The organism is Burkholderia sp. BCC1996, assembly GCF_905339955.1.
Lineage (GTDB): Bacteria > Pseudomonadota > Gammaproteobacteria > Burkholderiales > Burkholderiaceae > Burkholderia.
On the sequence record NZ_CAJPHM010000027.1, the window covers coordinates 61,608 to 77,736 of the forward strand.

Sequence of the window (16,129 nt, forward strand, 5' to 3'; positions counted from 1 at the left end):
ACGTTGGTCGGCAGGGGGGCCCTGCCCGTAATGACAAGTTCTCGATAGGCAGGCGATCCATGGCGAATACCAGCATGCGCGGCAAGCTCGTCCTCGTGACGGGCGGCGCGAAAAACGTGGGCAAGGCGATCTGCAGGCGTTTCGCCGAGCAGGGCGCGCACGTGATCCTGAATTTCTTCCATTCGCTCGACGCGTCGAAGCAGACGGCCGACGAACTGCGCGCGCTCGGCGCGACGGTCGACGTGATCCGTGCGTCGGTCGCGCAGCAGGCGCAGGTCGACCGGATGTTCGACGAGATCGAACGGCGCTACGGCCGGCTCGACGTGCTCGTCAACAATGCGGCGTCCGGTGCGCTGCTCGGCGTCGACGAGATCGGCGCCGAGCATTTCGATCGCGCGCTCGACACCAACCTGAAGGGCGCGTTCTGGTGCGCGCGCCGCGCCGCGGCGTTGATGGCGCGCTCGGGCGGCGGCGCGATCGTCAACGTGTCGTCGGTGGGCGCGACGCTCGTGCCGGCGAACTATCTGGTCGTCGGCACCGCGAAGGCGGCGCTCGAATCGCTGACGCGTTATCTCGCGGTCGAATACGCGGGGCGCGACATTCGTGTGAACGGCGCGTCGTCGACGTTGATCGACGGCGACGTCGCCGCGCAGTTTCCGGACCCGGAGAACACGAAGCGCTCGAGCATCGCCGCGACGCCGCTGAAGCGGCTCGCACGCGCGGAGGATCTCGCCGATCTCGTCGTGTTTCTCGCGTCGGATGCGGCGCGCTGGATCACGGGGCAGGTGGTCGTCGCGGACGGCGGGCTGTCGCTGTGCAGCGAAGGGTTGTCGCCGCGCGCGGAATGGGCGGGCGCGGCGCGTGCCGAGGGCGCGGGCGAGGCGGCGCCGGCCGCGGCGCCGCCCGTCTCCGTGAACGCGCAGCGGGCCGATGGTCCCGCCGCGCCGCCGGACGACGCGCCGGACAGCGACGACATCGCCGTGGTCGGCATGGGTCTCGCGTTACCCGGCGCGAGCGACCCCGATGCGTTCTGGCGCGCACTGCTCGACGGCCCCGAACTGTTCGGCAACGTGCCGCCGGATCGCTGGGATTACCGCTCGTTCTATTCGCCCGACACGTCGGCCGAGGACAAGAGCTATCAGTCGCGCTCGGTCTTCATCGAGCAGTTCGAGCCGTGCCCGACGGTGCGCGCCGAACTCGACGCGGGCACCGCGCCGCACGAGCTGACGACGCTGTGGCTGCGTCACGCGCTGTGCCAGTCGCTCGACGGCGTGACGCTGCGTGACGCCGATCGCGTGGCGTTCCTCGTCGGCTACACGGCGGACGGCAGCCAGCATCTCGAGGAGGGGATGGTGCTGGCCGCCGCGCGCGAACGCCTGAACGCGGTGCTGATCGAGGCGGGCGCGGACGCGGCCGAGCGCGAGCGGCGCGTGGCCGCGATCGATGCGGTGCTGAGCGCGCGTTATGCGCGCGGCGCCGGCGATCTCGCGTCGTTCTTCCCGCACCGGGTCGGCCTGAACGCGATGCAGGGCGTGCTGCCGGACGACGCGCAATGCATGATGGTCGACACCGCGTGTTCGTCGTCGCTGTATTCGATCGATCTCGGGATCAAGGCGCTGCTGCTCGGCAAGCAGGACGTGGTCGCGTGCGGCGGCGCCTTCGCGCTCGCGCCGCGCGGCTCGGTCCTGTTCTCGAAGCTGCACGGGCTGTCGCGCAGCGGCGAGGTGCGGCCGCTCGACCGCGACTGCGACGGCGTGCTGTTCGCGGACGGCGCGGGCGTCGTGATCCTGAAGCGCGTCGCGCGGGCGCGCGCGGACGGCGACCGCATCCTCGGCGTGCTGAAATCGTTCGGCTCGTCGTCCGACGGCAAGGGCAAGGCGATCTACGCGCCGAATTCGGCCGGCCAGCGCATCGCGATCGACCGCGCGTATGCGCGCACCGCGACGGTGCCGGCCGACGTCGACTGGGTCGTTGCGCATGCAACGGGCACGCCGGCCGGCGATCTCGCGGAATTCCAGAGCCTGCGCGACGCGATCCGGCGCGACCGTCCGGTGCAGGTGACGTCGAACAAGTCGCTGGTCGGGCATACGGGATGGGCGGCCGGCGTCGTGTCGGTGATCCAGGTGCTGCTCGGGTTGCGGCATCAGGTGATCCCGCCGCAGCACCGCTTCAGCGAGCCGCCGCCTGAGTTCGACATCGCCGGCACGAACCTGCGGATTCCGGTGGCGCCGGTATCGTGGCCGGTCCGGCGTGAATCGGCACGCGTCGCGGCGGTGTCCGGGTTCGGCTTCGGCGGCACGAACGGTCACCTGATCGTGTCGGAATACCGCGCGGATCTGCCTGCCGGCGAGGCGAGCGGACGGTTCGCGCGCGAACCGCTCGCGATCGTCGGCTGGTCCGCGAAGTTTCCGGGCCTCGACGGCGACGCCCAGGTCGCCGCGTGGCTGTGCGGCGAAGGCCGTGCGCCCGACGCGAGCTTCGGAACCGGCTACCCGCTGCCGAGCTTCGCGCGCGTGAAGATGCCGCCGGCGGTGCTGCGCGCGCTCGATCGCTGCCAGCTGATGGCGCTCGACGCCGCGCACGACCTGCGCGAACGCCTCGGCACGTTCTGGCACGCGCATGCGGACACGATCGGACTCGTGATGGGGCACATGGGGCCCACGCGCAATGCGGCGCTCTACGCGAGCCGCTGCTATCTCGACGACATCGCGGCCGCGGTGCTCGACGCGACGCGGCCGGACCAACGCGCGGCGACCGAACGCGTGCTGGACGGCTTGCGCGAGGCGACGAAGCAACTCGTCGCGCCGACGACCGAGAATTCGTTTCCGGGAATGATGCCGAACGTGATCCCGGCGCGCGTCGCGAACTATCACGACCTGCACGGAATGAACATGACGGTCGATGCGGGCCACGCGTCGACGCTCGCGGCATTCGAGGCGGCCGAGCGTTTCCTGTGCAGCGGCGAACTCGACATGGCGATCGTCGGCGGCATCAACGGCAACTCGGCGGAAGAGGTGCGGCCCGCGTTCGGGCTGCCGCTCGCGGAGGGCATCGTGCTGTTCGCCGTCACGACGGTGCGGCGTGCGCAGGCCGAAGGGCTGCCGGTGCTCGCGGTAGTGGGCGGCGGCGACGCGCGGGCTGCTGTCGAACCGGCTGCGCCGTGCGATGCGACGGGCCGCGCGGTCACGTATGCGGGGGCCGACTCGGCGATCGACGTGCTGCGCGCAATCGTCGCGCGCGATGCCGGCACGACGCTCACGCGCGACGGCGGCGGCGACCGCGCGCGCTACGCGCTGCACGTTGCATGCGAGCCGGCCGGCCCGCACGGGACCACGCCGCACGAGCCGCATCGCGACGCGCTGCGTGTGCCGCCCGCCCATGCGACGGCGCCGGCTGCCGCGACCGCGGAACCGGCCGCATCGACAACCGCGGCGACCGCACCCGTTGAACGCGGCACCCTGATACCCGGCCCGCTGCGCCGGACCGGCGTCGCGGCCGACGGCGAGCCGCTCGGCGTCGCGCGTTACCGGATCGAATGGCGCGACGCGCCGTGGCGGCCGGCTGGCCGGTCGACGCCGTTCATCGCGCCGCGCTGCGTGATCGTGACCGACATGCCGGACGCGCTGGCCGCACAGGCCGCACACGCCGATGCGGGCCCCGGCTGCGTGGTGCTGTCGACGCGGCCGTTCGCCACGCACCGGCCGGGCTGGCACTGGATCGAGCGGATCGATGCGGCGGCGCTCGATTTCCTGCCCGACGACATCGGCCACGTGCGCGTGCTCACGTCGCTCGACGCCGGCACGCTCTCACCGGGCGCCGCAGCGCCGGCCGCGTCCGCGCGGCTCGCGCTGCACGACCTGGCGTTTCTCGCGATCAAGCGCTGCCATGCGGCACTCGAGCGCGGCGGCAGCTTGATCGTATTGCTGCTCGACGCGCTCGCGGGCGACGTGCCGCATCCGGATGCCGGCCTGTTCACGGGCCTCGTGAAGGCGCTGGCGATCGAGATGCCGGAAGCGCGCCCGGTTGCCGTGCTGACCGATACGCGCGCGCTGCCGGACGCGCTGCGCGACGCGGAGCGGGAAAGCGGCGCCCGTCACTGGCTGCCGGTCGTCGCGCTGGGCGCCGGACGGCGCCGCACGCCGCGCGTGATCGCGGACCCGGGCGAACTGCGCGCGGACGAGCGGCTGTCGCTCGGCCAGGATTCGGTCGTGGTCGCGGTCGGCGGTGCGCGCGGGATCACCGGCGAGCTGATGAAGACACTCGCCGCGCAGGTGCGCCCGACGCTGTACCTGATCGGCAGCAGCGCGCTGGACGAGATCGACGCGGAACTGCTCGCTATGGATGACGAAACGTTCGCGAAGAGCCGTCCGGACTACATCCGCCAGCAGAAGGCGCTGCATCCGCAACGGTCGTTGCCCGAGATCATCCGCGCCTTCGAGCGGCGTGCCGACGCGCGCACGGCCTGCATGAACATCGAGGCGATGCGCGCGTTCTGCGGCGCGCACCGCGTGACCTACCTGCGCGCCGACGTGCTCGACCCCGACAGCGTGAAGGCGGCCATCGACGTGATTCTCGCGCGCGAGCCGCGCGTCGACCTGCTGGTCAACGCGGCCGGACTGAACCGTTCGGCATCGGTGCGCGTGAAGTCGCTGGACGATTTCGTCGCGGTGCGCGACATCAAGGTACGCGGCTACTGGAACCTGCGCCGCGCGTTCGGCGCGCGGCAGCCGCGCCTGTGGTGCAACTTCGGCTCGTTCATCGGGCTGACCGGGCAGGCGGGCGAAACCGACTACGCGTCGGGCAACGACTTCCTGAACACGCAGGCGTCGTATCACCGCGCGGCGCTCGGTCACGACGAATTCACGATCGGCTGGACGCTGTGGCGCTCGGTCGGGCTCGGCGCGAACCCGGTCACGCGCGCGTTTCTCGAGAAGAGCGGACTGTTCACGAGCATGCGCACCGCGGAGGGGCAGCATCACTTCATGCGCGAACTCGGCCTCGGCGAGCGCGCGGCGATGTCCGTGCATCTCGGCGACGCCGAGCGGCGTGCGATCGAAACGCACCTGCCCGGTTACTTCGACCTCGACGAAGGCGCGCCGGCCGCCGTCGCCGCGTCGCGCGATCCCGATTTCTATCTCGGCGCGGAACGCGCGCGGACCGACGACAGCGTGACGTTCGAGCGCGTGTTCGACCTCGAGCGCGACGCGTACCTGCAGCATCACGTCGTCAACGGCTTTCCGACGCTGCCGGGAACCTTCGTGCCCGAAGTGGCCGCCGAGGCCGCGCTGCGGCTCGTGCCGGGGCTCAAGGTCGTCGGCTTCGCGGACGCGGCATTCCTGCACTTCCTGCGTGTGTACGACGCGAAGCGGCCGAGCGTGAAGCGCATCCACGCGTGGATCGCGTCGCGCGACGGCGACGCGGTGCACGTGCGCGTGCGGATTTCCGGCGACGTGCTGGCGCCGGGCGGGCAGGTGCTCGTGCGCGACAAGCCGCACTTCGAGATCACCGTGCGCCTGGCCGACGCCTACGCGCCGGCGCCGGTGTGGCACGAACCGGCCATGGCGACGTTCACGCCCGTCGCCGATCCGTATCACTTCGACGCGGCGCCGGTGCGGCTGACCGGCATGTTCGTGTCGACGACCGACACCGGCATGAGCGACGCGGGCAAGCAGGCGCGCTTCCGGCTGAACGTGCCGGACGGCGACCCGGTGTTCTCGCGCTTCGTGGTGCCGAGCATCCTGCTCGACGGGCTCGCGCGCGTGGCCGCGCTCGATCACGTCGCGGGCGACTACATTCCGCTCGCGGCGCCGATGTCGATCGGCCGCATCGATATCTACGAAGCCGGCAACGACTGCGAGCTGGCGAGGCGCCACGCGTCGATCGCGCTGCGCGTGAGCCCGCGCGCGTTCGCGCTGGAAGGGCCGGCGAGCAGCGGCAACCGGTTCGTCGCGGTGCGCCCGGACGGCAGGATCCTGATGCAGATGCGCGACGTGACGGGCATCGTGATCGGCTACGTGCATCGCGTGACCGGCGCGTTCGCCGCGCGCGGCGAGATCGACGCGCAACTGGCCGGGCGCGCGCCTTCCGAACAGGTGTCCGCATGAGCATGAAGCGACTCGCGCCCGGCCCGCGCGGCAGCGTCGTGATGGGCAACCTCGCGGCGTACAAGCGCAATCCCGTCACGATGCTGCTGAAGCTGCAGCAGCAGTACGGCGACATCGCGCGCAACCGTCTCGGCCCGTTCCTCACGCACGCGCTCGCGCATCCCGACGGCGTGCAGCACGTGCTGCAGGACAACCATCGCAACTACGTGCGCGGCCGCTTCTACGACAACTTCAAGATGTTCTTCGGCGACGGCCTGCTGACGACCGACGGCGAGTTCTGGCGGCGTCACCGCCGCGTGGTGCAGCCGCTGTTTCACCGCAGGCAGGTCGAGTCGCACACGGCCGCGGTCGGCGCTGCGGCGCTCGCGCTCGTCGAGGAGTGGCTGAAGCGGCCGGCGCATGCGCCGTTCGACGCCGTCGAGGAAATGATGCGCGTGAGCCTGCGCATGCTCGGGCTGATGCTGTTCAACGCGGACATCTCGCGGCATGCGGACGACGTCGGGCCGGCCGTGCGCTTCGGCATCGCGGCGATGATGCCGCAGGGCAACCTGAACGATTTCGTGCCGCGCTGGATGCCGACGCCGTTCAATCGCCGGATCGCGCACGCACGCCGCGGGATCGACACGATCGTGGACGCGATCGTCGCCGAGCATCGTGCGGGGCGCTGCGACACGAGCGACGTGATCTCGCTGCTGCTCGCCGCGCGCGACCCGGACACGGGCGCGCCGCTGACCGAGCGCGAGGTGCACGACGAGGTGATGACGGTGTTTCTCGCCGGCCACGAAACCACCGGCAGCGGGATGGCGTGGGGGCTCTATGCGCTCGCGCAGCATCCGCAGGTGTTGCGCCGCTTGCGCGAGGAACTCGATGCGGTGCTCGGCGGCCGCGCGCCCGATGCGGCGGATCTCGAACGCCTGCCGTACCTCGCGCAGACTGTCGACGAGATCCTGCGCCTGTACCCGCCGATCTGGGGCTTCACGCGCGATCTGGTCGACGACGACGCGATCGGCGGTTATCACATGCCGGCCGGCTCGTCGGTGTTCATGTCGCCGTACGTCACGCATCGTCATCCGGCGCTGTGGGCGAACCCCGACGCGTTCGATCCGGAGAACTTCGGATCGCATGCGCCGGAGCGCCACAAGTACGCGTACTTTCCGTTCGGCGGCGGGATGCGCAAATGCATCGGCTACCAGACTGCGTTGCTGCAGATGCGCGTGCTGATCGCGGTGGTGGCGCAGCATGTCGACCTGAGCGCGGTGCCCGGTCATTCGCTCGACACCGGCGCGACGATCTCGCTGCGTCCGCGCGACGGGATCCGGTTGATCGCGAAGCCGCGCTTGCGCGAGCGGGTGTCCGCGGGGCAGGCGGGGGGTGATGCAAGCGCGCCGGCTGTCAGGACATCGGTGTGTCCGTTTACGGGCACGCAAGCGCTGGGGGCTACGTTGTTGCCGTCGCCATCACCATCGCTGTCGCCGACGCCGACGCCGACGCCGACGCCGACGCCGACGCCGACGCCGACGCCGACGCCGACGCCGACGCCGACGCCGACGCCGACGCCAATGCCAACGCCAACGCCAACGCCAACGCCAACGCCAACGCCAACGCCAACGCCAACGCCAACGCCAACGCCGACGCCGACGCCAACGCCGACGCCGACGCCGACGCCAGCGCCAGCGCCAGCGCCAACGCCAACGCCAACGCCAACGCCGACACGGACACGGACACCGACACCGACACCGACACCGACACCCGGCGCCGAGCAACCGGCGAGCGCGGCATCACCCACGCCCGTTCATTCCGCCGGCCCCACGCTGTCCCCGGACGTGCTGGTCTTTCTGCAGCGCGACGCGATCGCAGACGACGCGCCGCAGCGCACCGACGCCACGCCGACGCACCGCTTCACCTGGCGGCCGGTCGAGATCGAGCCGTTGCCCGACCTGCCGGCGGCGGAGCTGAGCGGCAAGCGGATCGCGATCGTCAACGGCCGCGGTCGCACGGTCGAGCGCGTGGTGGCGACGCTCACGCGCGCCTGTGCGAAACCGGGCGTGTTCGCGCCGGCCGACGGCGCCGATCCGGCAGCCGCCGCGAGCGCGTTCGTCGCGCAGTCGGGGCCGTTCGACGGGATCGTCGATCTCGGCATCGAAGCGCCGTTCTCGCTCGACGCGCGCGATCAATGGGAAGCGCCGCTGCGCCGCACGGTCGCGCTGCTGCAGGCGTGCTACGGCGACTGGTCGCAGGAAGAATCGACGTCGCGGCTGTTCTATCTGGCGCTCACCTGGCAGGACGGCTTGATGGGCCATGGCGACGGCCCGCTCGTGCAGCCGCTCGGCGGACTGTGGGCCGGCCTCGCGAAGACGCTGCCGCAGGAACTGCCGAACTGCAACGTGCGCGTGCTCGACATCGCGCCCGACGAAACGGGGCGCGTCGACCAGCTGATCGCGCGCGAACTGTACCGCTGGGGACGCTTCGAGGTCGGCCACCGCGGCGGACGCCGCCATACGCTCGTCGCGACCCGCGACGACCTGCCGGCCGATGCGGCGCCCGACTGGGCGCCCGACGACGTCGTGCTGTTCTCGGGCGGCGCGCGCGGCATCGGTTTCCTGGCCGCGTGCGCGCTGGCAAAACGCCATCGCTGCACGGTGGTCGTCACCGGGCGCGATGCGTTGCCCGCCGGCGACGAGCCGTGGCTCGCGCTCGACGACGCGGGCTTCAAGCGCTACGGGCTCGAGCAACTGCGCCAGGCGACGCCCGAGCGATCGCCGAAGGCGATCCGGGATGCGCTGCGGCAGCTCGAACGCCGTCGCGATCTGAAGGCGTCGCTCGACGCGGCGGCCGCGCTCGGCCTGCCGGTGCACTACCGCGTATGCGACGTGACCGACGCGGATGCCGTGCGCACGCTGTGCGACGCATTCGGCGACCGGCTGCGCGCCGTGATCCACAACGCGGGCATCGATCAGCCGGTGCGCTTGCCGCGCAAGAGCGCCGACGAGTTCATCGGCACCGCGCGCGTGAAGGTGTTCGGCTTTCTCAATCTCTACGCGGCGGTGCGCAACCGGCCGCGCGTCGACTGTTTCGTCAACGTCGGCTCGCTGACCGGCCGCTGGGGCGGAATGACAGGCGAGACCGACTATGCGGCCGCGAACGAGGCGCTGGCGCGACTCGGCTGGTGGGCGCGGCGCGACGCCGGCGAGCGCGTCGTGAAGACGATCGCGTGGCCGACCTGGGACGGTGTCGGGATGATCACGAACCTCGCCGTCACGCGGCGCTACGTAACGCCGATGCGAATCGACGAAGGCGTGCGCCACTGGCTCGCGGAACTCGCGACGCCGGCGAATCCCGCGCATCCGGTGAATCCCGCGAATCCAGCGACATCCAACAGCGGCGAGCCGATGTACATGGGCGCGGTCGGCCGCGCACTGACGCCGATCCAGCTGCGCGGGTTCGACGCGGTGGAAGGCTTGCCGAACCTCGGCGAACTCGCGACGCGCCGGCATCACGCGGGCGCGCCGCGACGCTTCCGGCCGTTCGCTTCCTTCTCGACGCGCTATCGCACGGCCGTCGCACCGTACACGCATGCCTTCCGCTTCGGCGGCCGCGCGGCCGTGCCGGCGTCGCTGCTGCTCGAGCACGCGCGCGTCGTGGCCGACTGGGTCGCGCCGCCCGGCGGCGAGCGGGCCTGCCTGCAGGAAGCCGTCGACATCACGATCGCGCTCGACGCGCTCGCCGACGCGCTCGACGGCCATGGCGATCTCGCGCTCGACACCGACGTGAGCGGCCGCACGGTGGACGACGGCTGGCACGTGACGGTGCGCTGCGCGTCGCTTGCCGCCCGCGTGCTGCTCGATGCGACGTTCGTGTACCGCAGTCATCCACCCGGCGGCACGACCGTCGCGCTGCCGCGCGAGACGGAGGACGGCCCGGCCCGGCGGTCCGCACGCGCGAGCTGGCGCGACGACTTGTTGCCCGAGGCCCGATGGAGCGGCGGCATCGCGCAGGCGAAGGCCGCCGACCCCGCCGCGCTGTGGGGTGTACAGGGTGTGCCGGGTGATGCAGGGCGCGTGCCGTGTCCGCAGCTGTGGCTGCCGGTCAATCACCTGGAAAACGTGCTGCGCGTGCTGCTCGGCGCGTGGCCCGCCGACGGCGAGCCGCCGCACGCATGGCGCATCGGCCGCATCGTGTTCGGCGCCGCGCAGGCGGGCGACGCCGACATGCTGCTGCGCTATCCGGACGATCGCTTCGCGATCGCGGATCGCGCGGGCGCATCGATCGCCGACCTGTACGACGCGCGGCTCGCCGGCGCGACCGACACGCAAGCCGTGACGGCGTCGGCTACTTGAACGGGAAGAGGAGGTTCACCATGACGGAGCGCAACGACGGCGCGCGGTACTGCATCATCGGCGCGGGCGCGGCGGGCATCACCGCCGCGAAGAACCTGCTCGCGGCCGGCATCGGCTTCGACGTGATCGAACGCGAGGACGACGTCGGCGGCAACTGGTACTACGGCCGCCCGAGCGGCGCGGTGTATCGGTCGATCCACATGATCAGCTCGAAGCGGTTTTCCGAGTACACCGATTTTCCGATTCCCGACGACTATCCGACCTATGCACGCGGCGACCAGGCACTCGCGTATCTGCGCGCGTACGCGCGGCGCTTCGGCGTGTACGACCGGATCGAGTTCGGCCGCTCGGTGCTCGAGATCGCACCGGTGCAGGGCGGCACGCAGTGGCGCGTGGAACTGGATCGCGGCGAGGTGCGGACCTATCGCGGCGTGATCGTCTGCAACGGCCACCTGTCGCATCCGCAACTGCCCGACTATCCGGGGCGGTTCGACGGGCTGCAGCTGCATTCGTCGCAGTACCGCACGCCGGAGATCTTCGACGGCAAGCGCGTGCTCGTGGTCGGCGCCGGCAATTCCGGCTGCGACATCGCGGTCGAGGCGTCGCATCGTGCGCGCGCGGTCTTCCACAGCACGCGCCGCGGGTACTACTACTGGCCGAAATTCCTGTTCGGAATGCCGGCGGACGAGTGGGCGGAATGGCCGCTGCGGCTGCGCATGCCGCTGTGGGCGCGGCGCTTTTTCGGCGAACGGCTGCTGCGCCTGACGACGGCCGGGCAACCCGAACACTACGGGCTGCGCAAGCCGGACCACAAGCTGTTCGAATCGCATTTCATCATCAATTCGACGCTGTTCTATCACCTCGGACACGGCGACCTCGACGCGCGGCCGGACGTGCGCGAACTGAAGGGCGATCGCGTCGTGTTCGTCGACGGCAGCGAGGAGGCGATCGACGTGATCGTGTACGCGACGGGCTACCAGCCGAGCTTTCCGTTCATCGACCAGGCGCACCTGCAATGGCGCAAGCCGCAGCCGTCGCTGTACCTGAACCTGTTCGACGCGCAGCATCGCGACCTGTTCTTCATCGGGCTGTTCCAGACCTCGACCGGCAACTGGCCGTTGATGGACTACCAGGCGCAACTGCTCGCCCGCTACCTGCATGCGCGCGACGCGGCGCCGCGCAAGGCCGCGCGCATCGACCGGCTGATCCGGCGCGGCCGCTCTGACTGGAGCGGCGGCATCGCGTTCCATCGCACGCCGCGGCACGTGATCGAGGTCGAGCATTTCGCATACCGGCTGCAGCTGCGACGGCTGATACGCGGGTTGCCGGCCTTGCCCGGCGGTGCGAGCGCGGCGGCATCGAAGGCGGCGCCGGCGCACGCGGTGCGCGCGGGAGGTGCGTCGTGAGCCTCGTGCATGTCGAACACCTGTCGAAGACCTACCTGCTCGACAGCGTGCGCGTGACCGGGCTCGCCGACGTGTCGGCGACGCTCGACGCGGGCCGCTTCACCGTGCTGAGCGGCCCGTCGGGCAGCGGCAAGACGACGCTGCTGAACCTGATCGGCTGCATCGACCGCCCCGACAGCGGGCGCGTGACGATCGCCGGTCACGACACGGCGTCGCTGTCGGACGATGCGCTGTCGGATTTTCGCGCGCGCCATGTCGGCCACGTGTTCCAGACCTTCAACCTGCTGCCGGTGCTGTCCGCGTACGAGAACGTCGAGTATCCGCTGCTGATGGCGGGCTGGGCACCGGCGCGGCGCGCGGCGCGGGTGCGCGACCTGCTCGACGCAGTGGGCCTGGCCGACAAGGCGCGGCACCGGCCGAGCCAGCTGTCGGGCGGCCAGCGCCAGCGCGTCGCGATCGCGCGCGCGCTCGCGGCCGAGCCCGCGATGGTCCTCGCGGACGAACCCACCGCGAACCTCGACAGCGCGACCGGGCACGCGATCATCGCGTTGATGCGCGCGATCCAGCGCGAGCGCGACGTGTCGTTCATCGTGTCGTCGCACGATCCGGAGGTGGTGAAGGTGGCCGACGCCGTGATCCGGATTCTCGACGGCCGCATCGTCGGCCACGAACGAGCCGGCGACGACACGGCGACGCAGGAGGTGTACCGATGACCCATACGCTGATGCTCGCGCTGCGCAACCTGCAGCGCAACCGCCGGCGCTCGCTCACCACGCTGCTCGCGATGATCGTCGGCGTCAGCGCGATCCTGTTGTTCGGCGGCTTCAGCCGCGACATCACGCTCGGCCTGCAGACCGACTTCGTGCAGCGCAGCGGCCACCTGCAGATCCAGCGCCAGGGCTATTTCCTGTACGGAACGGGCGACCCGGCCGCGTACGGGATTCGCGGCTACCCGGCGCTGATCGAACGATTGCGGCACGACCCGCAGCTCGCGCCGCTGCTGCAGGTCGTCACGCCGACGCTGCAGTTCGGCGGGATCGCCGGCAATTTCGCGGCCGGCGTGTCACGCACCGTGATGGGCTTCGGCGCGATTGCGGACGATCAGTACCGGATGCAGCAATGGAACGCCTACGGGTTCCCGCTGCAGCCGCGCACATTCGCGTTGCGCGGCAGCGCCGGCGACGCGGCGATCGTCGGCCTCGGCGTCGCGCGCGTGCTGCACCTGTGCGGCCCGCTGCGCGTGCCGGATTGCCGCGATGCGCCGCCGGCCCCGGCCGAGCCGCCCGCCGACGGCCCGGCCGCGACCGCGCCGCCCGACGTGCTCGCGCTCGCACAGGCCGAGGCCGGCACGCGGCCGGCCGCCGACGGCGCGCCCCATGTCGAAGTGCTGACCGCGAGCGCGGGCGGCGCGCCGAACGTCGGCCGCTTCTCGGTGGTGAAGGCGGACCAGCAGGGCGTGAAGGAACTCGACGACGTGTATCTCGCGGTGCACCTGCCGCAGGCGCAGCGGCTCGTCTACGGCGGCGCCGCGCCGCGCGCGACCGCGATCGAGATCCAGCTCGTGCGCACGGCCGACCTGCCGGCGGCACGGGCGCGCATCGAAGAGCTGCTGCACGGCGGCTTCGACGGGCAGGCGCTCGACGTCGTCGATTTCGCGACGCTGAACCCGTTCTACGGCCAGACCAACCGGATGTTCTCGGTGATCTTCGGTTTCGTGTTCGTGCTGATCAGCGCGATCGTGCTGTTCGTGATCAGCAACACGATGAGCACCGCGATCATCGAGCGCACCGTCGAGATCGGCACGCTGCGCGCGATGGGCATGCGGCGCGGCGGCATCCAGGCGCTGTTCGTCTGCGAGGGCGCGCTGCTCGGCGTGGCCGGCGCGTCGCTCGGCGTGCTGGTCGCGCTCGCCATTGCCGCGATCGTCAATCGCAGCGGGCTGGCCTGGACGCCGCCCGCGCGGATCGACGCCGTCGCGCTGACGGTGCGCGTGTGGGGCGAGTGGCGAACCATCGCCGTCACGTTCGCCGGGCTCGCGTGCGTGGCCGGGCTGTCCGCGTGGCTGCCGTCGCGGCATGCGGCGCGGCTGTCGATCGTCGATGCGCTGCGGCACGTGTGAGGTCGCCCGATTGCCGCGTTTTTCGTTCACTTCACTTTCGGGAGAGCGCCCGTGCGTCGCCTGTTCGTTTCATGCTGTCTGAGTCTTTCGTTCCTGGCCGGCGTCGCGCGTGCGCAGCCGGCGCCCGATCCGCAGAAGGTGCTCGCAGCGAGCGACGCGATCCGCACACCGGAGAAATCGTTCGTGCTGACCGCGACGCTCGTCGAGTACCGGTCCGGCAAGCAGGTCGACGGCAATACGCTGTCGATCCATTCGAAGCCCGACGCGCCCGGCGGTGCGTTCCGCACGCTGGTGCGCTTCGTCGCGCCGGCGCGCGACACGGGCAAGCTGATGCTGAAGAACGGCAACGACCTGTGGTTCTACGATCCGGCGAACCAGGCCAGCGTGCGGATCTCGCCGGATCAGCGGCTGCTCGGCCAGGCCGCGAACGGCGACGTCGTGACGGTCAATCTCGCGCACGACTATACGGCCGCGCTGAAGGGCGTCGAGGACGTCGTCGACGGCGACCGCCAGACCCGTCGCGCGTACCGGCTCGCGCTCGCCGGCCACGGCGACGGGCTCACGTATCGCCGCATCGAGATCTGGATCGACGCGGCGAACAACCGGCCGCTGAAGGCGCGCTTCTATTCGGAAAGCGACCGGCTGCTGAAGACCGCGTTCTATCGCCGCTACACGATGCAACTGGGCGTCGAGCGGCCGACCGAGACCGTCATCGTCGACGGGCTCGACAGCAACTGGGTCACGGTCATGCGTTTCTCCGACTACGCGTGGCGCGACATTCCCGATGCATGGCTGCAGCGCGACTACCTGTCCCGCTTCCAGGCGCAATGACGGCGCGGCGCCGAGGCCGGATCGCCGCGCTCGCGTTCGTGCTGCTGCCTGCGCTCGTGCGTGCAGCGGATGCGGGTGCAGCGGGTGGGGCGGGTCCGGCGGACGGCACGGCCGGCGTCGACGCGGCCGATGCCGCGGCGCTGGCGCTGGCCGACCAGCCGGCCGCGACGCCCGCCGACACCGCGAAGCCGTGGAAGCTGAACGTGCAGGACGCGCTGCGCACGAGCCGTTATCGTGACGGCGGCGAGGCCGGCCGCAACCAGCTGTCGATCGAGTTCGAATACGGCCAGTGGCTGACGCCGTCGTTCGCCGCGCATTTCTCGATGCGCTTCGACCGCTTCGATCCGCTCGGCACGTCGCGCACGTCGTCGCGCGACGTGACGCTCGTGAAGGAAGCGTATGCGAGCTGGCGCGCGTCGCCCGCGTTCGTCGTCGACGCGGGGCGCGTGAACGAGCGGCTCGGCGCGGCGATCGGCTACAACCCGACCGACTTCTTCCGGGCCGGGGCGGTGAGTCTCGACGTGCCGCCCGATCCGGACAGCCGGCACACGAACCGGCTCGGCACGGTCGGGCTGCGCGCACAACAGGTGTGGGACTCGGGCTCGCTCGCGGCGCTGCTGTCGCCGCGGCTCGAGCGCCGCAGCCTGCCGGGCGATCCGGCCGCGTCGTCCGACCTGCAGCGCACCAACGGCGTCGACCGCTGGATGCTCGTCGCGAGCCAGCGGCTCACCGCGGCGATCCAGCCGCAATGGATCGTCTACGGCGAAAGTGGGCAGGCGCCGCAGTTCGGCCAGAATCTGAGCGTGCTGCTCGGCAACTCGGTGGTCGCGTACGTCGAGTGGACGGGCGGCTACCGGCGCTCGCTGATCGCGCGTGCTACCGGCGCGGCCGACGATCGTGCGTTCCGCACCAGTTCATCGGTGGGCGCGACGTGGACGCTGCCGGTCGACCTGTCGCTGACCGCCGAATTCCAGAGCAACGGCGGCGGCGCAAACGCGGCGCAATGGCGGTCGTTGCAGCGCGCGAACCCGCTCGCATGGGGCCGTGCGGTGCAGACCTCGATTGCCGCGCAGGAACTGCAAACCCGTCACGGCGTGTTCGTGATGGCGGCGTGGCGAAATGTCGGCGTGCGTCGCCTCGACCTGTCGGGCTTCGTGCAGGCCGATCTCGGCGGCGGCCGGCAATACTGGCTCGAGTTGCGGCGGCGTTTCGACCGCTTCGACGTCGCGCTGCAATGGCTGCATCAGGGTGGGCCGTCGTGGAGCCGCTTCGGCGCGATGCCGGAGTCGACGAGCGTTCAGGTGCTGGGCATTTTTTATCGATGACGCAAGG

The 16,129-nt window shown here is 71.1% G+C and carries 7 protein-coding genes; all 7 read left to right on the plus strand.

The features are described 5' to 3' along the window. Positions 1 to 59 precede the first annotated feature (59 nt). From U4Z64_RS30445 to U4Z64_RS30475, 7 genes are read left to right on the plus strand one after another with little or no spacing between them, the layout of a single operon-like run. Entirely contained in the window at positions 60 to 6,104 is a 6,045-nt protein-coding gene (locus tag U4Z64_RS30445) for an SDR family oxidoreductase (RefSeq protein WP_321821905.1), read from the plus strand. Continuing rightward, complete coding sequence (locus U4Z64_RS30450; protein ID WP_321821906.1) at positions 6,101 to 10,441, plus strand: cytochrome P450; 4,341 nt, start codon at positions 6,101 to 6,103, stop codon at positions 10,439 to 10,441. Before U4Z64_RS30445 ends, U4Z64_RS30450 begins: the two co-directional genes overlap by 4 nt. Positions 10,442 to 10,461: 20 nt before the next feature. Further along, positions 10,462 to 11,847, plus strand: a complete 1,386-nt coding sequence (locus U4Z64_RS30455) for a flavin-containing monooxygenase (protein WP_321821907.1) — start codon at positions 10,462 to 10,464, stop codon at positions 11,845 to 11,847. Further along, positions 11,844 to 12,560 (plus strand): ABC transporter ATP-binding protein, encoded by a 717-nt coding sequence (locus U4Z64_RS30460; RefSeq protein ID WP_321821908.1) that lies wholly within the window; start codon positions 11,844 to 11,846, stop codon positions 12,558 to 12,560. Before U4Z64_RS30455 ends, U4Z64_RS30460 begins: the two co-directional genes overlap by 4 nt. After that, positions 12,557 to 13,966, plus strand: a complete 1,410-nt coding sequence (locus tag U4Z64_RS30465) for an ABC transporter permease (RefSeq protein WP_321821909.1) — start codon at positions 12,557 to 12,559, stop codon at positions 13,964 to 13,966. The genes U4Z64_RS30460 and U4Z64_RS30465 overlap by 4 nt, the downstream gene beginning before the upstream one ends. 51 nt (positions 13,967 to 14,017) lie before the next feature. Then, positions 14,018 to 14,797, plus strand: coding sequence for an outer membrane lipoprotein-sorting protein (locus U4Z64_RS30470; RefSeq protein ID WP_321821910.1), 780 nt, complete (start codon positions 14,018 to 14,020; stop codon positions 14,795 to 14,797). 20 nt (positions 14,798 to 14,817) lie between these two features. Beyond that, complete coding sequence (locus U4Z64_RS30475; protein WP_415750611.1) at positions 14,818 to 16,122, plus strand: hypothetical protein; 1,305 nt, start codon at positions 14,818 to 14,820, stop codon at positions 16,120 to 16,122. Positions 16,123 to 16,129 lie beyond the last annotated feature (7 nt).

Bases quoted from the DNA above. Each gene is read 5' to 3' on its own strand.
- U4Z64_RS30445 (WP_321821905.1), top strand. From the start codon at position 60: ATGGCGAATACCAGCATGCGCGGCAAGCTCGTCCTCGTGACGGGCGGC.
- U4Z64_RS30450 (WP_321821906.1), top strand. From the start codon at position 6,101: ATGAGCATGAAGCGACTCGCGCCCGGCCCGCGCGGCAGCGTCGTGATG.
- U4Z64_RS30455 (WP_321821907.1), top strand. From the start codon at position 10,462: ATGACGGAGCGCAACGACGGCGCGCGGTACTGCATCATCGGCGCGGGC.
- U4Z64_RS30465 (WP_321821909.1), top strand. From the start codon at position 12,557: ATGACCCATACGCTGATGCTCGCGCTGCGCAACCTGCAGCGCAACCGC.